This window comes from Micromonospora sp. R77, assembly GCF_022747945.1.
GTDB lineage: Bacteria > Actinomycetota > Actinomycetes > Mycobacteriales > Micromonosporaceae > Micromonospora.
Genome location: NZ_JALDST010000001.1, coordinates 4,853,345 through 4,870,800, shown reverse-complemented (window position 1 = coordinate 4,870,800; position 17,456 = coordinate 4,853,345). Strand labels below are relative to the sequence as shown.

Here is a 17,456-nt window from a genome sequence, read left to right as displayed (position 1 = left end):
CCGGCTCAGCCGCCGGCCACCCGCTCGCGAGTCGTCCGCCGCCGGACCTGCCGGCCGACGTGCCACCACCAGAGCCGCTGCACCCCCAGCGTGAGCAGCCCGGCGAGCACGATCGCGGCCAGGTTGATCACCAACTGGAGCGCCGAACCGCCGGCCTCGCGCCACACCCCGTACGCGGCGGCGACGGCGACGTTGGCGGCCGCCGGGACGGTGGTGACCGAGATCAGCACGCCGACCAGCGAGCCGGACTTCTTCGCGGTCAGCGACAGCATGCCGGCCACCCCGGCGAGCAGGCCGACCACCCAGGAGAGCGCGTCCGGTCGCCAGATGAAGTCCGTCAGCGGCCGGTCGGCCAGCAGCATGGACCGGTCGACCAGGCCGGCGGCCGTCAGCGCCCAGGTGCTCAGCACGGTGACCACCATGGCGGCCAGGAATCCCACCGCCAGCGCCTGCAGGGACCGGGCGACGACCCGCCGGTTGCGGCGCAGCAACGCGACGCAGAGCGCGGCCAGCGGACCGAACTCGGGACCGACCACCATCGCGCCGACGATCAGGATCGGCTGGTCGAGCAGCACGCCGATGCCGGCGATCATCGTGGCCACCATGATGAGCACCAGGTAGGTGCCGGTGAGCACCGTCTGCTCACCGGTCTTGGCCGCGATCTCGTCCCAGACCACGGCGTCCTCGCCGTGCCCGGGCGCGTCGCGGGCCGCCCGCTTCGCCGCCTCGGAGAGGGTCAGCTCGACGTCGTCGGCGGAGATGCCGCCGCGCGCCTCGACCCCCAACTCCTGGAGCCGGCGCAGGACCCGGTCGGCGCTCTCCCGCACCACGTCGCAGAGGACCAGGTCACCGGCGGGTTGCCGGCCCGCGCCGGGAATGACGGCCAGGTGGGCCACGCCGGGGTCGTCGGCGAGCAGTTCCGCCACCGCCGCCGACAGGTCGGCCGGCGCGATGATCCTCAGGTGCAGCACCGACGCGCCTCCCGCGGTCGTCCGGTGGCACCACGCCACCGGCCGGGCAGCACTCTACCGGTGGGCCGGCGTCACCGGTCCGGGCCCGACCCTGCAGCCTTGGCGAGGACGTCCTCGAACTGGTCGGCGGCCACCGCCAGCGACATCCGCTCGAGGTAGACCGATCGGGCGCGGCGGCCCAGTTCGGCCCGGCGGTCCGGCGGCAGGGCCGCCGCGGCGGCGAACCGGTCGGCCAGCGCGGACCAGTCCTCGGGCGGCGCGTCGAACCCGACGTCCGCGCCCCGGACCAGGTCGGCCGGGTATCCGCCGGCAGACATGATCACCGGTACGCCGCAGGCGAGCGCGGCCTGCAGCTTGGACGGCACGGTGCCGCGCAGCATCGGCAGGTCCCGCAGGCAGATCAGCTGGTAGTCGGCGGCGGCGTAGAGCGCGGCCATCTCCGCCGCCGGCCGCTGCCCGAGGAACCGGACGTTGTCGGCGCCGAGTTCCGCGGCCAACCGGCGCGCGTACTGCTCGTCCGAGCCGGAGCCGGCCAGGACGAGGTCCACCCGGTCCCGGACGGCCGCGGCGGCCCGCACGGCGGTCTCGATCCGCTGGAACGCGCCCATGTTGCCGGCGAACATCACCGTGCAGCGACCGGTGTGGCCGATCGTCGCGCGGGCCTCCGGCGTCACCGGCACCGGCCGGAACAGCGTCTCGTCGGTCCAGTTCAGCACCACCCGGACCCGCGCCGGGTCCGCCCCCCGGGAGACGAGCAGGTCCCCCATCGGCGGGGAGATGGCCACCACCGCCGACGAGAGTCCGTACAGGCGCCGCATCGACCCGCCGAGGGCCCGGTCGAGCAGCCGGCCGGCCCGCCCACCCGGTGTCATCCCGGACTGGGTGACGGACTCGGGCCAGAGGTCCTGCACGTGGAGCACGATCGGGGTACGCCGGCCGAGCCGGGCGAGCAGGGCGGGCAGGGCCGCGGTGGCCGGCGGGTGGTAGACGTACGTGACGTCGGTGTCCGCGAGGTAGCGCACCGCCGCGGCGGTGCTGGTCACCCCGAAGGAGACGTAGCTGGCGATCCGGCGGGCCGCGGAGCGGTCGTGACTGAGGTACGACGGCACCCGGCGCACCGTCACACCGGACGAGCTGCTGCGCTCGTTCCACCGCTGGCGGTAGCCGGGAAAGATCCGCCCGTACGGGTAGCTGGGGAAGGTGGTGAGGACGCGTACCTCGTGCCCGCGGCGGGCGAGTTCCCCGGCCAGGTTACCGGGGATGAACGCCGACTCCGGCGGGAACCACTGGCTGACCAGGCCGATCCTCATGCCGTCACCAGGTCCGCGGGGTGACCGGCCGGCGTGACGGACTCCCGGTAGGTGTCCGGCCGCTGCGGGTCGAACAGCTCGTTCGTCCAGAACAGGGTCACCAGTTCGTCCGGACCGGTGTTGACGATGCGGTGCGCCCACATGGTCGGCATGTCGACCACCACGGGGTCGGTGCCGCGCACCGGGAAGGTGACCACGTCGTCGTGGCCGATCCGGCGCAGGCTGATCTCGGCGGTGCCGCGCAGCACCACGAAACGTTCCACCTTGGCCAGGTGGAAGTGCTCGCCCCGGGTGGCACCCGGTCGGGTGGTCGAGCAGAAGGTCTGGCCGGGCCCGTCGTGCACCCGGACCGTCTCCACCAGCTCGCCCCGGGCGTCGCCGTGCCGCCGCAGCGGGATCGGGTAGTGGCCGGGGAAGCAGTGCGACCGGTAGGTGTTGAACAGCCGTACCGCGTGCCGGTCCCGCAGCGCGGGGACGTCCCCGGTGCGGTAGTCGGCGGCCTGGCCGGTCAGCAGGTCGGCGAGCGCCCGTACGGAGAGCCGCAGGGCGGGCATCGTGCCGTCCCAGGCACCCGTCGACGGCGCGTCCATCAGGTGCGCCGCCGCGTCGGTGACGTGCACCAGTTCCAGCTCGCGGTCGTCGTGCACCTGGGGGCGTCCGCCGTCGGCGAGCAGTCGGCAGAAGGTGGCCACCACGGAGTTGTAGAAGGGGCGGCCGTGCTCGCCGTACAGGTTCGGCAGCCGTACGTCGACCAGGTGCGGGACGGTCTCGGCGAGGGTGGCCGCGGCGACCGCCTTGGCGTCGCCGTACGGGGTGCCGTTGCCGCACTGCACCGAGTTGGCGAAGACCACCACCGGGGGCGGTGCCGGGCACCGGCGCAGCGCGGCGGCGAGCGCGGCGGCGAGTTCGACGTTACCGGTCACCACGTCGGCCGGGTCACCCCGGTTCACCCCGGCGAGGTGCAGCAGCCGGTCCACCCCGTCGATCCGGGCCGCCGCGACGGCCGGGTCGGCGAGTTCGACCCGGCCGAGCCGCACCGGCTCCGGCCAGCCGAGCGCCCGGGCCAGCACCCGGACGTGCCAGCCGAGAAAGCCGTCGCCGCCGGTGAGGGCCAGTCTCAACACGACAGGACCGGGTCGGTCGAGGCCAGTTCCGCCCGGACCTCGGGCAGGGTCAGCAGCAGGTCCATGATCTGCGGTACGTCGATCCGTGGCGCGTTGGCCGAGTTGAACTCCGCGACCGTGCTCTCCCCCAGCTCGCCCTCGGAGACGTAGAGCGCGTAGTTGAGGTCGCGGGCGTCCAGCGGCACGCGGAAGAACTCGCCGAAGTCGTCGGCGCGGACCAGTTCCTCCCGGCTGGCCAGGGTCTCGTCGAGCTTCTCGCCGTGCCGCATGCCGATGACGTCGAGTTTGGCCGGCACGTCGAAGAGCCGGCAGACGGCCTCGGCGAGGTCGCCGATGGTGCAGGCGGCGGCCTTGCGGATGAAGACGTCCCCCGGTCGGGCGTGCTGGAAGGCGTGCTCGACGAGTTCGACGGAGTCGGCCAGCGACATCAGGAAACGGGTCATGGCCGGATCGGTCACGGTCGGGGCGCGGCCCGCCTTGACCTGCTCGATGAAGAGCGGGATGACCGACCCTCGGGAGTACATGACGTTGCCGTAGCGGACGCACGAGACGACGGTCGGGCTGCGCGGGTTGTTCCGGGCGTGCGCCTGGGCGACCTTCTCCATCAGCGCCTTGGTCAGGCCCATCGCGTTCACCGGGTAGACGGCCTTGTCGGTGCTGAGCAGGACCACCGAGGCGACGCCGTTGCGCTGGGCGGCCTCGATCACGTTGGTGCTGCCGAGCACGTTGGTGCGGACCGCCTCCAGCGGGAAGAATTCGCAGGACGGCACCTGCTTGAGCGCCGCGGCGTGGAAGACGAAGTCCACCTCGCGGCTGGCCAGCAGCACGCTGTCGTGGTCCCGGACGTCGCCGACGTGGTAGCGGACCCGGTCGTCGCCGACCTGGCGTCGCATCTCGTCCTGCTTCGCCTCGTCGCGGCTGAGCACGCGCACCTCGCCGACGTCCTGTTCGAGCAGGCGACGGACCATCGTCCGACCGAAGGAACCGGTGCCCCCGGTGATCAGGATCCGGCTGCCTGCAGGCACAACGCTCACTGCTGCTCCCGTTCGTTGGTGGACCTCCTGACAACGAGAGGGCCGAACGGTAAGTGGCGGCCTAATCCCCAATAAGGGTTATAAGACCAACAAATCATTCTTGATCCGATACCGACCACCGGGACCGTCGTTGAGCAACCCGAGCCGCGTCCGCGGCTGCTCCCGTCCACCGTCCGCAACGGAGGCACCGCGTGGCACCCGACGACAGGTCCGCACCGATCCTGCTGTCGCCGCCGGACGTGGGCCCCCTGGAAGAGGCCTACCTGGCCAGCGCCCTGCGCTCCGGCTGGGTGGCGCCGCTGGGGCCGGACGTCGAGGCGTTCGAGGCGGAACTCGCCGCCCGGGCCGGGCGGCGGCACGCGGTGGCGGTCTCCTCGGGCACGGCGGCGCTGCACCTGGCCCTGCTCGCGCTCGACACCGGCCCGGGAGACGTGGTCGTCGTACCCACGCTCACCTTCGTGGCCACCGCCAACGCGGCGGCCTACACCGGTGCCGAACCGGTCTTCGTGGACTGCGACCCGGCCACCGGGAACCTCGACCCGGCGCTGCTGCGGGAGACGCTGGACCGGCTGCGGACCGGCGGCGCCCGGATCGCCGCCGTGCTGCCGGTGGACATGTTCGGCTCCTGCGCCGACTACGCGCGGATCCTGCCGATCTGCGCCGAGGCCGGGGTGCCGGTGGTCGAGGACGCCGCCGAGGCGCTCGGCGCGGTGCGCGACGGCCGGCCGGCCGGGGCCTTCGGGCGGGCGGCGGTCTTCTCCTTCAACGGCAACAAGATCATCACCACCTCCGGCGGCGGCATGCTGGTCACCGACGACGCCGACCTGGCCGGTCGCGCCCGGTACCTGGCCACCCAGGCCCGCCAACCGGTGCCCCACTACGAGCACACCGACATCGGTTACAACTACCGGCTGAGCAATCTGCTGGCCGCGCTCGGCCGGGCCCAGCTCGCCCGGCTGGACACGATGATCGCGCGACGGCGGCAGCTGCGCGAACGGTACGCCAAGCTGCTGGCCGCCGTGCCCGGCGTACGCCTGCTCGCCGACGACGACGCCGGGGCCAACTGCTGGTTGACCACCCTCGTCGTCGATCCGGCGGAGGCCGGCTGGTCCGCCGCCGACCTCGCCGCCCGCCTGGCGCAGGAGCGGATCGAGACCCGGCCGGTGTGGAAGCCGATGCACCTGCAACCGGTCTTCGCCGGTGCGCGCGCCTTCCTGACCGGCGCCGCCGAACGACTCTTCGCGCACGGTATCGCCCTGCCCAGCGGCTCCGGGATGGGTGAGCGGGAGATCGGCCGGGTGCTCCGCACCATCGAAGGGTTCGTCCACGGCCGATGAAGCTGGAGATCTGGAACGCCCGTAACCCCACCGACGCCCGCCGGTGGCGGGCGGTGCACGCCGCATGGCCGGCGCGGCAGGTCGCCGCGCATCCCGAGTACGTCGCGCTCTTCGCCACGGCCCGGGACGAGCCGCTCGCCGCCTACGCCGAGACGGCGGAGGGCTTCGTCCTCTATCCGTTCCTGCTGCGCCCGGTGGACGCACCGCACCTGCCGACCGACGGCGGGCCGGTGCACGACATCGCCAGCCCGTACGGCAGCAGCAGCGGCGGGGCCTTCCAGCACCGGGTCGACGAGGTGGCGGCCAAGGAGTTCTGGCACCTGTTCGACGACTTCTGCCGGGCCCGGCGGGTGGTCAGCGAGTTCGTCCGGCTGCACCTGTTCCCGGCGGAGCTGCTGCCCTACCCGGGGGAGGTCCGACCCCGGCTGCCGAACGTCGTACGGGACCTGCGCCCGCCGCTGGAGGAGATCTGGCGCGACGTCGAGCACAAGGTCCGCAAGAACGTCAACAAGGCCCGGCGCAGCGGGGTCACCGTGGAGGTCGACGAGACCGGGGCCCGGCTCGACGAGTTCCTGGCCGTCTACCTCGACACCATGCGGCGTCGCCGCGCGGCGTCGGACTACCTGTTCTCCGAGGGCTTCTTCCGGACGCTGGTCGACCGGCTCGGCGGGCAGATCGCGTTCTTCCACGCCCGGCACGAGGGTCGGGTGGTCTCCACCGAACTCGTCCTCCGGTCGGCCCGTGAGCTCTATTCCTTCCTCGGCGGAACGGCGGCCGACGCCTTCGACCTGCGCCCCAACGACCTGCTCAAGTTCGAGATCTGCCGGTGGGGCCGGGAACAGGGCACGGACCGGTTCGTCCTCGGCGGCGGATACGCGCCGGACGACGGCATCTTCCGTTACAAGCGGTCCTTCGCCCCGCACGCGACCCTGCCGTACTGCACGGGGCAGCGGGTGTTCGACGCGCCGACCTACCGCCTGCTCACCACCGCCCACGAGGCCGAGGCACGCCGGCGGGACCCGGGCTGGCAGCCCGACCCCGGCTACTTCCCCGCCTACCGGCAGCCGCTTCCCGAGCCGCCGAACCCGACGAGGAGTTGAAACCCATGTCCGCCCTGCAGGTGAAGCGAATCATGGACGTGCTGATCGCGTCCCTCCTGCTAGTCGTACTCAGTCCGGTGATGGCGGTCATCGCGCTGGCGATCCTGGCCACCGCCGGGCGGCCGATCCTGTTCCGACAGGTCCGGCCCGGCCGGCACGGCAGGCCGTTCACCATGTGCAAGTTCCGCACCATGCGGGCGCCCCGCCCCGGCGAACAGCCCTGGACCACCGACGAGGTGCGGTCCACCACCCTCGGTCGGTTGCTGCGCCGGACCAGCCTCGACGAGCTGCCGGAGCTGGCCCTGGTGGTCACCGGTCGGATGAGTCTGGTGGGGCCCCGACCCCTGGTGATGGAGTACCTCCCCCGCTACAGCCCGAGGCACGCCCGGCGGCACGAGATGCGTCCCGGCGTCACCGGTCTGGCCATGGTCAACGGCCGCCGCACGCTCACCTTCGGTCAACGGCTGGACCTCGACATCGACTACATCGACAACTGGTCGCTCTGGTTGGACGTCAAGATCCTGGTGCGTACCCTCGCGATGCCGTTCCACCGCGGCGAGATCGTCGGTCAGACCCTCGCCGAGGTCGACGACGTGGGTCTGGTGCCGCCGGTGCTGGAGCGCGTCCGATGAACCGCTGGGAGGTCGGCTCCAGCTACCCGTTGCTGCTGCCGCCGGGCGACGGCGAACGGCACTGGCCGGACGACGCACGGCTGTACGGCTCGGGCCGGCACGCCCTGCGCGCCCTGCTCCGGTTCGGCCGGGACGAGCTGGGCTGGCGCCGGCTGCACGTGCCCGGGTACTACTGCCCGGAGGTGGTGGAGAGCGTCACCGACCTCCTGCCGGTCCACCGTTTCGACACCGGCCCCTTCGGACCGGACACCGGCCCCGACGCCGGGCCGGACGACGTCGTGCTGACCCTCTCCTACTTCGGCGAACCGCCGGTCCTGCCCGACACCCCGGCGACCGTCGTGGTGGACGTGACCCACGACCCCACCGCACCGTGGTTGTCCGGGCTGCGGAGCGGATACGTGCTCGCGTCGCTGCGCAAGACCCTGCCGATCCCCGACGGTGGCCTGCTGCTCAGCGCCGACGGCGGCCCACTGCCACCGCCCGTGGCGGCCACCACGGAGCACCTCGTCACCGCCGGCCACAACCTCGCCGCCATGTGCCTGAAGGCCGCCTACCTGGCCGGCGCCGGGAGCGACAAGGAGCACTACCTGCGGCTGTACGCGGCGGGTGAGGCGGGCCTGCGGTCGCGTACCGTCAGCGGCATCTCGGACTTCTCCCGGGAGGCACTGCGGATACTCCCCGCCGCGGCGCTGCGGCGGTCCCGGGTCGCCAACGCGGACCGGCTCGCCGCGGCGCTCGACGGGGCCGACGGGGTACGGGCACACCCCCGGTCGTTCGGGGTGCTGCTGGAGTTCGACACGCCGGACCGGCGCGCCGCCGTACGAGAGGCGCTGATCGCGCACCGGGTCTATCCGGCGGCCCTCTGGACCCTGCCCGAACAGGACACCCCGCCGCGCCAGCTCGACCTGTCCCGCCGGCTGCTGCACCTGCACACCGACGTGCGCTACGACGGCAGCGACCTGGACCGGGTCGCCGGTCTCGTCCGTCGGTCCTGCGCGGCCTACCGGTCCGGCGCCCCGGTGCCGCAACCGGCCCGCCGGGACGACGCGCTGCGCGCACGCTGAGCGACGCGCTCCGGTCACCGTCGCGCCGCCACCACCGCACCGAGCAGCTCCACGTACGCCCGCATCCGGTCCTCCCGGTAGAGGCCGTCGAGGGCGGATCCGGGCAGCGCCGCAACCTGCCCGGTCGTCCTCTTCTCGGTGAGCCAGGTCCGCAGGCGGTCGGCGATCTCCACCGGGTCGTTGAGCACCACCCCGGCGCCCCGGGACCGGACGAGGTCCGCCGCCACCCCGTCGGCACAGCCGATCGCCAGGATGGGCCGACGGGCCCGGAGATAGTCGAAGAGCTTCCCGGGTACGGTCCCGGCGTCCCGGGGGTCGTCCCACATCAGCAGGACGAGGACGTCGGCCTCGGCCTGGAGCTGCCAGGACTCCGCCGCCGTCACCCGACCGGTGACCGAGACCAGCTCCGCCACGCCGCACCGCGTCACCGCCGCCCCGGCCACGCCGGTCTCCGGTCCGGCGAGCACGACGTGGACCTGCTGCCGCTCGGCACCGAGCAGCGACAGCGCACGCAGCAGCGGCGTGGGATCGCGTCGTCCCGGATAGAGCAGCCCGGTGTGCGCCAGCAGCAGGGTCCCCGGGGGGACGCCGAGCGCCGCGCGCGCGGCACCGCCGGCCGGGGTCGTCGGCTGCCGGTCGATGCCGTTCATCACCACGTCGGTGCGGACCCCGAAGGCGGCCCGCACCGACCGGGCCAACGGCTCCGACACGGTGACGCACCGCGACACGGTACGGAGCAGGCGGCGTTCGAGCCGGTGGTCGAGGAGACGGCGCAGCCGTGAGCGACCGTGCGCCCAGTACTCGTTCCCGACCGTCCACAGGTCCCGGTAGTCGGCCACCCACGGCGCACCGTGACGGCGGGCCAGCGCGGCGGCGACCACGAAGACCGAGAAGGGCGGACCGGTGGCGAGGATGACGTCCGGCGTCCAGCCCGGGCCGGTCCGGCGGAAGGCCCGCAGGGCCGGCACGATCCAGCCGGCCTGCGGGTCCGGCAGGTGCAGCGCCTCCCGGGCCAGATACCGGATCGACCGGACGATCGGACCGAGCACCACGCGTCCCGTCGTCGGGCGGCCGGACGGGCCGGACGCGGCCGGCGGATCGGCGGCGACCGGGGACGACGCCGGCCCGGTAGTCGCCACGACGCGGCCCGGATGACGGCGTCGGGACCGAGCCCGACAACCGACGCCCCGTCGCCCGCCGCCGCCGCGCAGAGCACCCGGACGTCCCAGCCGTCCCCGGCCGCGATCCGGGCGAGCGCGGCGGGTCGGCGCGCGCCGACCGCCTCGTCCGGCGGGAAGTGGTGGGCGACGATCAGCAGACGGGGCGGGTGCTCGCGGGGGAGGAAGCCCGCGCCTCGGCGGTCCTCCTGACGCACGCTCAGCGGGACCGCCCGTGGCTCGCCGCGGGCGCGTCGACCCGGGGCACGACCCGTCGGCGCGGCGTCCCGCGGTCCGCCGCCACGATCTCGGCGTACGCCTGGTGGGTCGCCCGGGCGACGTGCGCCGGATCGAAGCGGCGGGCGGCCTGCCGGCGGGCGGCCACGTCCGCGGTGGATTCGTCGTGGCAGCGGCGCAGCAGCCGGTCCGCCAGGGCCGCCTCGTCCCGGGGCCGGACGAGGTGGCAGCCCGGCAGGCCCTGCACCATCTCGGGGATCCCGCCGACCTCCGTGGCGACCACCCCCCGACCGCTCGCCAGCGCCTCGGCGATCACCATCGGGGCGTTCTCCTGTCGGGAGAACAGCACCAGCGTGCCGGCCTCGCGCAGCAGCCCGGCGGTACCGGTCACGGACTGCTGGCCGAGGAAGGTGACCACCCGGCGCAACCCGAGCCGGGCCGCGAGCTGTCGACAGTGGCCCGCGTACCCGGTGTCCATGCCGCTGCCGGCGACCACCAGCCGGGCGGAGCCGGAGGCGGACGCCACGGCCCGGAAGGCCCGGACCAGCCCGGCGACGTCCTTCAGCGGGGTCATCCGGCCGAGCCAGAGGAAGAGGTCCGGGTCACCGGCGGACGGCTGGTCGACCCCGGCGAAGAAGGTCGGGTCGATCGCGTTCGGGATCCGCCAGAGTCGATCGGGGCGGCCCACCCGCCGTTCGACGTGGGCGGAGATCGCGATCACCCGGCGGACCCGGCGTCTCGGCAGGCCCTCCAGGGCGATCGCCGCAGCGGTCCGGGGCAGCCGACCGGGCCCGCTGCGGGTCAGCAGCGTGTCCCGTTCGGCGATGCCGTGCACGGTCAGCACCGACCGGGGCAGCCGCGCCGCCACCGAGGCGCATCCCTGGACGTGCACCACGTCCGCCTCCTGGCGGGCGGCGCGGACGAAGCGACCGTGCAGGTCCCGCAACCAACCGCGGTAACCGGTGGCACAGGGCAGATAGTGGACGCGCCCGAACGGGTGCTCGACGATGTGCTCGCGCACGGCCGGACCGGCGTTGGCGAGGATCTCCAGTCGGACCCCGTCGATCCCGGCCAGGCCGGTGACCAGGTTGACCGTGGCCGCCTCCACCCCGCCGGTCGGTGCGCCGGTGTCCACCGGGAACGGTCCCACCATGAGGATCTTCATGCCATCCCTCTCGCTGTCATCCACGTCCCGCCGGCCGGTCACCGGGGCCGCGCACCGACCGGATCGGCCGGTCCGGGCGCCCGCCTGCCCACGGCGCGGCCGGACGTCACCGTCGCGATGAGGTCCTCCAGTTCGGGCAGCACCACGGAGGCGCGGTACCGGTCCGCCAGCCGTCGTCGACCGGCCGCACCCAGCGTCTCCGCCAGGTCGCGATCGGTGAGCAGCCGGCGTACCGCGCCGGCCAGGTCGGCGGGTTCCGCCGGCAGTGACGGGTCGCCGGAGCGCCGCGGGATCACCAGGCCGCACCGGTCCGGTCGGTCCTCGGCGAGGATCTCGGCGACGGCACCCACCCGGGTGGCGACAATCGGCACCCCGTGCGCCATGGCCTCCAGCAGGACCATGGGGAAGCCCTCGGTCGCGGACGGCAGGAGCAGCACGTCGGTACGCGCCAGGACCTCGTCGACGCCGGCCCGGTCCAGCGGGCCGGTGACCACGACGCGACCGGTCAGGCCCAGGTCGGCGACCATCGCGTCGATCGCGGCGGCATTCTCGGCCGATGCCTGCCCGACGAGCCGGAGCCGGACGTCGCCGGGCAGCCGGGCGAGGGCGCGCAGCGCGACGAAGGTGCCCTTCTGCGGTGCCTGCCAGGCCACCAGGGCCAGCTCGGCACCGGTCCGGATGCCGTCGGGACGGGGCCGGCCGGCCGCCTCCGCACCGTGCCCGTCGGGGAGCATGTTCGGCACGTACCGCACCGCTGCCCTGGTCAGCCGCTCGGCGAGGTGACGCTCGATCGGCCGGGTGATGGCGATGACCAGGGCGGCCCGGTCCAGCACGGCGAGCGTCAGCCGCTGCCGGGCCCGGCCGGCGCCGAAGAAGCCGGCGTGGTCGCCCCCGTGCAGGTGCACGACGACCGGCACACGCAGGGCCCGCAGGGCCAGGACCAGCACGAGATCACGCAGCAGGAAGCCGAGCCCCGGCGACGAGGTGAGGTAGACCGCGTCGACGGCCTCCGCGCGGGCCCGGCGGACCACCCGGATCACCCGGGCCACCGCCGCCCGGCCGGCCAGCCAGCGGTGTCGCGGTGTCTCCCGCGCCCCGAGCACGGCGAACCGCCGGGAGGTGTCCTCGACCACGAAGTCGGTCCGGGCGGCCCGGGCCCGCAGGATCGCCGCCCACGAGGCGATCCCGCCGGTGGTCGTGGTCGGTGCCAGCAGCAGCACCTTCGGCCGGCTCACCGGCGCTCCCGGTGTGCGGCCCGAACGGAACTGGTGGCGGTCAGCGCGAAGGCGAACACGAGCCAGAGCGCCCGACGCCACTCCAGCGAGAGCGTCGTCGACATCAGGCCGACGAAGGCGACCAGCGGCAGCAGCACCGGCGCGAAGACGGACCGGCGGCACCGTACCGCGACGGTGACCACCAGGACGGCGAAGAGCAGCACCCCGAGAAGCCCCAGCTCCAGCAGCAGCTCGATCAGGACGTTGTGGGTCACCGCCCGGATCCCGTGCACCGCCTCCAGATAGCTCGGTGACCCGCCGAGTCCGACACCCCGCAGGGTGAACCCGTCGGAGAGCACCGCGTTCCAGATGATCTCCCGGCCCGAGAGGCTGCCCTCCTCCAGGGAGTCGACGACCTTCAGCAGGCGCGGCGGGACGTACTGGGTGGACAGGAAGAGGGAGACGAGGATCCCGGCACCGGCCAGCACGGGCAGCCGGGCGGCCGCGCCACCGCGCTGTCGCCACAACGCCTGGACCACCACCAGGACCGTCCCGACGATCAGCGCGATCAGCCCGGTGCGGGAGCCGGTGGCGACCAGACCGACGGTGTTCGGCACCGCCAGCAGGAGGGCGAGGCAGGCCCGGCCCCGCGACGTGGTGAGCGCCAGGTAGAGCGCCAGGACGACGGCGATGCCCAGGAAGGTGGCGACGTCGTTCGCGTTGCCGGACGCGGTCCGCCGCTGGGCGTACGCGTCGGCGGGTGCCATGAGCACGGCCACCGCGAGGATCGTGGCGCTCGCGCAGTAGCCCCACAGGGCGATCCGCCAGACCGGGCGCAGGTAGCCGGGCAGGAGCAGGGTCACCACCGCCAGGATGAACATGCCCGGCAGCCGGGCGATCACGGTGTCCGGATCGAACGCCCAGAAGTAGGAGGCCGTGGCGTAACCGACGAAGAGGCAGACGGCCAACGTCGCGGCCGTCGAGCCGGACAGCGGCACCCGCTTCGGCCGCATCAGGTCCAGCAGCACGATCGGTATCAGCACGGCGCCGACCAGGAACGGGACGCTGCGCCCGTTCAGCGGGAGCCCGTCGAACGGCACGCTGGCGACGTATGCGACGGCCAACCAGCAGGCCAGCGACGGTCGTCCGGCGGCCCGCCGGGTCCGGCCCGGTGGCGCGCCGGGGTACCCGACGCCCGTCGGTCCCGGCGGCCGGGGTACCGGGCGGACCCGGGTGCCGGACCGCCACCGGGGACGCCGTCCCGCCACCGTCTCGGTGATACACCAGTTCCCCTCCGCTCGTACGCGCCGGTGCCGCGGCGCTCAGCCGGCGACCGGCTCGACCCGCCGCTTGCCCTGCGGGACCACGTCCACGCGCCGGGCGGCCTGCGCCCGGTGCCACGCCACGGTGGCCCGCAGCCCGTCCGCCAGGGACGCCGCGGTCACCTCGGGGAAGAGCCGCCGCAGGAGCTGGTTGTCCGCCTCGGAGTGCAGGACGTCGCCGACCCGGCGGGGCGCGAAGCTCCGCTCGACCGGGCGGCCCAGGATCTGCTCCAGCTCCGCCAGCACCGCGTGCAGGTCGGTCCGGGTGCCGAAGGCGAGGTTCACCGGCTGCGGGTGGTGCACCGAGCGCCGGGCCGCGTCGAGGATGACCGCGCACACGGTGTCGACGTACGTGAAGTCGCGGGTCTGTCGACCGTCGCCGTGGATCACCACCGGCTCGCCGTGCAGCGCGGCGTGCACGAACCGCGGGATGACGGCGGCGTACGGGTGATCGTGGCGCTGGCCGGGACCGTAGACGTTGAAGAAGCGGAACGCGAGCGTGGCCAGCCCGTAGGAGGCCTGGTAGGCCGAGGCGTACGCCTCGCCGGCCAGCTTGCCGGCGGCGTACGGGCTGAGCGGGCTGGTCCAGGTCAGCTCGTGCTTCGGCAGGTCCGGGTTGGCGCCGTACACGGAGGACGACGACGCCAGCACGACCTGCCGTACGCCTTCGCGGCGGGCGGCCTCGAGCACGCAGAGGGTGCCGGTGGCGTTGGCGCCGTGCGCGGCGATCGGGTGCTCGACCGAGCCGGGCACGCTGGACATGGCGGCCAGGTGGACGACGACGTCCCGGCCGGTCATGGCCCGGGCGAGCCGGGTCTCGTCCAGGATCGAGCCCTCGCGCAGGTCGACGTCGAGACCGGCGAGGTTGGCCCGGCTGCCCGTGGAGAGGTCGTCGAGGACTCGGATGTCCGTGACGGCCGGCTCGGCCAGGGCGTTGCGGACGAGGTTGGCGCCGATGAATCCGGCACCGCCGGTGATCAGCAGTCGCATGTGTTCTCGCAGCCGTGTCCCACTGGTTGCTCCACCTTCCTGGCATGGGGTCGTCCTGCCAGCCTAAAGAGGCATATCCCGATTTATCGCTGTTTCACGTTCTGCGTCGTCCGCCGTTCCCCGCGCACCGTCGCCCACACCGCAGAAGGCGGCGAGCGCCTCGGCGGCGGCCGTACCGTCGTGCCACCGCCGGACGAAAGCGGGGCCGGCCGCCGCCTGCTGCGCAAAGCTCCCCGGGTCCGCGACGATGCGCGCCATCACCTCGACGAAGGCCTGCGCGGGGGCGTCCACCACCGGCGGCTCCTCCGGCATCGCCGCCCGGGTGGCCGGGCAGACGTAGCCGACGACCAGGCGTCCGGCGGCGAGCCCTTCCACCGCGGCCACCCCGTAGTAGCCACCGAGGATCTGGTCCACCACGACGTCGGCGCGCGCCACCAGCGCGGGCATGGCATCGTGCGGGACCCGCTCCGGTGCCAGGTAACGGATCAGGCCCCGCGCCGCCATCTCGCGCAGGATCGGGTCGATCACCTGGGTGCCCTTGATCGGCGGCCGGCTGCGACTGGGCCGGTGCAGGACGACCGGTGGCCCGCCGGCGAACGCCGGTCGCGGGGTGGACCATTGCCGGGGGTCCACCGTGACCGGCAGCCAGGTGGCCGACGGCAGGTAGGACAGCAGGTCCGGGGTGCTGACGAAGACCGGCAGGCCGGACTCGGCGGCGAGCGCCCGGTTGCGGGCGGCCCGGCGGCGGGCCTCGGCCACCCATTCCGGGTCGGCGTCCGCGTAGTAGGAGAACGGGTACCGCTCCCGGTGCGCGTCCGGGTCCCGGACGTCGGTCCCGTGCGCGATCAGGGCGAGCCGCTGCCCCCGGCCACCCAGCCGGCGCAGGTCGGCGCCGAGGTCCGCGCCGGTCAGCGGCAGGAACCCGTCGAGGGCGACGTGCGTCGCCGGCCCCAGCACCTGTTCCAGCCGGGCGGCCCGGCCCCGGCGCGTCGTGAACCGGTGCGCCCGCACGGGCTGGTGGACGGCGAAGCGGAAGTCGGCCCGGCCCCGCCGGCCGGGCGGCGTCGGGTCGAAGGTGAACGAGGTGGCCGGGACGGCCAGGTGCCGCTCCGCCGCCACCGCCCAGCGGTACGCCTGCCCGGCGTAGTTCGCCGGTCCGACGGCCAGCCGGGTCGCCGCTCGGGTCATCAGGTCTCCTCGTCGCACCGTCGCCGTGGAAAGGGTTCGTCGCCGTGGAAAGGGCTCGTTCGTCCACTACTCGGTCGCGCCGACCGCCACCGGCGTGACCCGGCGGGCCACCGGCGAGGGCACGCCGTCGCCGCCCCGGCCCGCCCGCCACAGCCAGCGCGCCGCCCAGCCGAGCAGGAGCAGGGTCAACGCGAGGGTCAGGGCCACGTACCAGGGACGGGGCAGGGGTTGGCGCAGCAGCAGCAGCGCCGGATAGCCGACCCCGGTGACCAGCAGGTAGCCCCGGTTCGCCCAGGCCCACGACCGCAGCCGGGAACCGGCCGCCCGCAGGGCCCACCGCACGTAGTAGAGGCAGATCAGCACCCCGCTGGCCGAGTACGCGGCGATGCCGAGCATCGGTCGGTGCCGCAGCACCCCGACGGAGAGGGCGGCGAAGCGCAGCGAGGTCTCCAGCACCGACAGCACCAGCAGCCGGCCCAGTTGCTTCTTGACGGTCATCAGGGTGCTCAGCGGCGACGACACGAAGGAGACGGCCAGCCAGGGGGCGAGCACCGCGCTGATGAGCCCGGCCGCCCGCCACTGCTCGCCGAAGACCACCGCGAACAGATCCGGGCCGAGCAGCATGACCAGCCCGAAGAACGGCGTACCGAGCATGGCCAGTCCGGTGACCGCCCGCCGGATCGCCGGCTCCAGGTCCACCCCGGTCCGTTCCTGTTCGGCCATCTTCGGATAGAAGACGGTGGCGACCGCCTGCCCGACCAGCGTCGCCGGCAGCGTGAGGATCCTGGTGGAGAAGGTGAACAGGCCGGACACGGCCACGCCGTAGCAGACCGCGACCAGGGGCGCGACGGCGCTGACCGTGGCGGTGTTGAGCAGACTCGGCCCGAGCAGCAGCAGGGCGAAGCGTCGCCACCTGGCCACGGCCGCCCGGCAGTCGCGCAGCCGGACGCTCCGTACGCCGCAGCTCCGCCACATCGCCACGGTGTTCCACACCTGGGCGACCACGAAGCCCACGGTCAGACCGACCCCACCGAGTCCGGCCCGGCCGGCGCCGAGCTGCACCACGTTCTGCGCCAGCGAGGCGGTGAACCGGGTCCGGCTGATCACGCCGAACCGCTGCTGCCGGCTCAGCAGCATCCGGAACGCCGCCTGCGCCCCCAGCGCCGCGACCGCCGGCGGCACCAGCCAGATGGAGAGCCCCGCACCCAGGCCGACCCGGGCCGAGCCGGTGAGCAGCACCGTCACCGCCAGTGCGGCCACCAGGCCGACGGCGGCCAGGACGGCGAGCAGGAACGCGGCGAGCGCCACCGTGGCCGCCTCCCGGTCGTCCTCGGCCAGCGGCACCGCCATCTCCAGCCGCAGGGTGGCCGCGGTGGCGAGGATGGTGGCGACGGCCACGGCGATGGAGAACCGGCCGAAGTCGACCGGCGCGTACAACCGGGCCAGCAGGACGGTGGCACCCAGGGAGACCACCTGGGACGCCGCGGTCGCGGCCGTCAGGTAGGACACCTGGCGATAGAAGGCGCTGGGGACCAGGCCGACGAGCCGGGCCCGGAAGCTGCCGCTCCGCCGTGGCGGGACGGCACCGGTCGTCGATTCGTCCATGGCCCC

General features: G+C 74.0%; 15 protein-coding genes. 4 read left to right on the top strand and 11 right to left on the bottom strand.

Translation table 11 applies throughout. The annotated features are described in order from the left end of the window. Positions 1-5 precede the first annotated feature (5 nt). From MRQ36_RS22930 to MRQ36_RS22915, 4 genes are all read right to left on the bottom strand, one after another. The gene (locus tag MRQ36_RS22930; protein ID WP_242798576.1) at positions 6-971 is read right to left on the bottom strand and encodes a DUF389 domain-containing protein; all 966 of its coding nucleotides are present in this window, start codon (positions 969-971) and stop codon (positions 6-8) included. 71 nt (positions 972-1,042) lie between these two features. Beyond that, entirely contained in the window at positions 1,043-2,281 is a 1,239-nt protein-coding gene (locus tag MRQ36_RS22925; protein WP_242798574.1) for a glycosyltransferase family 4 protein, read from the bottom strand. Next, entirely contained in the window at positions 2,278-3,405 is a 1,128-nt protein-coding gene (locus tag MRQ36_RS22920) for an NAD-dependent epimerase/dehydratase family protein (protein WP_242798572.1), read from the bottom strand. Before MRQ36_RS22920 ends, MRQ36_RS22925 begins: the two co-directional genes overlap by 4 nt. After that, complete coding sequence (locus MRQ36_RS22915) at positions 3,399-4,439, bottom strand: polysaccharide biosynthesis protein (protein WP_308194901.1); 1,041 nt, start codon at positions 4,437-4,439, stop codon at positions 3,399-3,401. The genes MRQ36_RS22920 and MRQ36_RS22915 overlap by 7 nt, the downstream gene beginning before the upstream one ends. Positions 4,440-4,630: 191 nt before the next feature. On the opposite strand from MRQ36_RS22915, the gene MRQ36_RS22910 reads away from it, so the two are divergent. From MRQ36_RS22910 to MRQ36_RS22895, 4 genes are read left to right on the top strand one after another with little or no spacing between them, the layout of a single operon-like run. Continuing rightward, positions 4,631-5,776, top strand: a complete 1,146-nt coding sequence (locus MRQ36_RS22910; protein ID WP_242798570.1) for a DegT/DnrJ/EryC1/StrS aminotransferase family protein — start codon at positions 4,631-4,633, stop codon at positions 5,774-5,776. Next, positions 5,773-6,876 carry a GNAT family N-acetyltransferase gene (locus MRQ36_RS22905; RefSeq protein WP_242798568.1) on the top strand — a complete coding sequence of 368 codons (1,104 nt, stop codon included), beginning with the start codon at positions 5,773-5,775 and terminating at the stop codon, positions 6,874-6,876. Before MRQ36_RS22910 ends, MRQ36_RS22905 begins: the two co-directional genes overlap by 4 nt. 5 nt (positions 6,877-6,881) lie before the next feature. Next, a complete protein-coding gene (locus tag MRQ36_RS22900) occupies positions 6,882-7,508 on the top strand; it encodes a sugar transferase (protein WP_242798566.1) in 627 nt (208 codons plus the stop codon). Next, a complete protein-coding gene (locus MRQ36_RS22895; RefSeq protein ID WP_242798564.1) occupies positions 7,505-8,572 on the top strand; it encodes a hypothetical protein in 1,068 nt (355 codons plus the stop codon). Before MRQ36_RS22900 ends, MRQ36_RS22895 begins: the two co-directional genes overlap by 4 nt. 14 nt (positions 8,573-8,586) lie before the next feature. Here the strand turns inward: MRQ36_RS22895 and MRQ36_RS22890 are convergent, their stop codons facing one another. From MRQ36_RS22890 to MRQ36_RS22860, 7 genes are all read right to left on the bottom strand, one after another. Beyond that, the gene (locus tag MRQ36_RS22890; RefSeq protein WP_374251175.1) at positions 8,587-9,783 is read right to left on the bottom strand and encodes a glycosyltransferase; all 1,197 of its coding nucleotides are present in this window, start codon (positions 9,781-9,783) and stop codon (positions 8,587-8,589) included. 166 nt (positions 9,784-9,949) lie between these two features. Further along, on the bottom strand, positions 9,950-11,131 hold the full coding sequence (locus MRQ36_RS22885; RefSeq protein ID WP_242798560.1) for a glycosyltransferase family 4 protein: 1,182 nt from the start codon (positions 11,129-11,131) through the stop codon (positions 9,950-9,952). Positions 11,132-11,169: 38 nt separating this feature from the next. Beyond that, positions 11,170-12,366, bottom strand: coding sequence for a glycosyltransferase family 4 protein (locus MRQ36_RS34045; protein ID WP_242798558.1), 1,197 nt, complete (start codon positions 12,364-12,366; stop codon positions 11,170-11,172). After that, positions 12,363-13,469 (bottom strand): O-antigen ligase, encoded by a 1,107-nt coding sequence (locus tag MRQ36_RS22875; RefSeq protein ID WP_242798556.1) that lies wholly within the window; start codon positions 13,467-13,469, stop codon positions 12,363-12,365. The genes MRQ36_RS34045 and MRQ36_RS22875 overlap by 4 nt, the downstream gene beginning before the upstream one ends. Positions 13,470-13,667: 198 nt before the next feature. After that, positions 13,668-14,657 carry an NAD-dependent epimerase/dehydratase family protein gene (locus MRQ36_RS22870; RefSeq protein WP_242798554.1) on the bottom strand — a complete coding sequence of 330 codons (990 nt, stop codon included), beginning with the start codon at positions 14,655-14,657 and terminating at the stop codon, positions 13,668-13,670. Positions 14,658-14,720: 63 nt separating this feature from the next. Then, positions 14,721-15,845: a glycosyltransferase gene (locus MRQ36_RS22865; protein ID WP_242798552.1), complete on the bottom strand. Its 1,125-nt coding sequence runs from the start codon at positions 15,843-15,845 to the stop codon at positions 14,721-14,723. Between the two features lie 66 nt (positions 15,846-15,911). After that, entirely contained in the window at positions 15,912-17,450 is a 1,539-nt protein-coding gene (locus tag MRQ36_RS22860) for an oligosaccharide flippase family protein (RefSeq protein WP_242798550.1), read from the bottom strand. Positions 17,451-17,456 lie beyond the last annotated feature (6 nt).

Coding starts and splice junctions, on each gene's coding strand:
- MRQ36_RS22925 (WP_242798574.1), bottom strand. CDS start 2,281: ATGAGGATCGGCCTGGTCAGCCAGTGGTTCCCGCCGGAGTCGGCGTTC.
- MRQ36_RS22885 (WP_242798560.1), bottom strand. CDS start 11,131: ATGAAGATCCTCATGGTGGGACCGTTCCCGGTGGACACCGGCGCACCG.
- MRQ36_RS22860 (WP_242798550.1), bottom strand. CDS start 17,450: ATGGACGAATCGACGACCGGTGCCGTCCCGCCACGGCGGAGCGGCAGC.
- MRQ36_RS22895 (WP_242798564.1), top strand. CDS start 7,505: ATGAACCGCTGGGAGGTCGGCTCCAGCTACCCGTTGCTGCTGCCGCCG.
- MRQ36_RS22870 (WP_242798554.1), bottom strand. CDS start 14,657: ATGCGACTGCTGATCACCGGCGGTGCCGGATTCATCGGCGCCAACCTC.
- MRQ36_RS22865 (WP_242798552.1), bottom strand. CDS start 15,845: ATGACCCGAGCGGCGACCCGGCTGGCCGTCGGACCGGCGAACTACGCC.
- MRQ36_RS22905 (WP_242798568.1), top strand. CDS start 5,773: ATGAAGCTGGAGATCTGGAACGCCCGTAACCCCACCGACGCCCGCCGG.
- MRQ36_RS22900 (WP_242798566.1), top strand. CDS start 6,882: ATGTCCGCCCTGCAGGTGAAGCGAATCATGGACGTGCTGATCGCGTCC.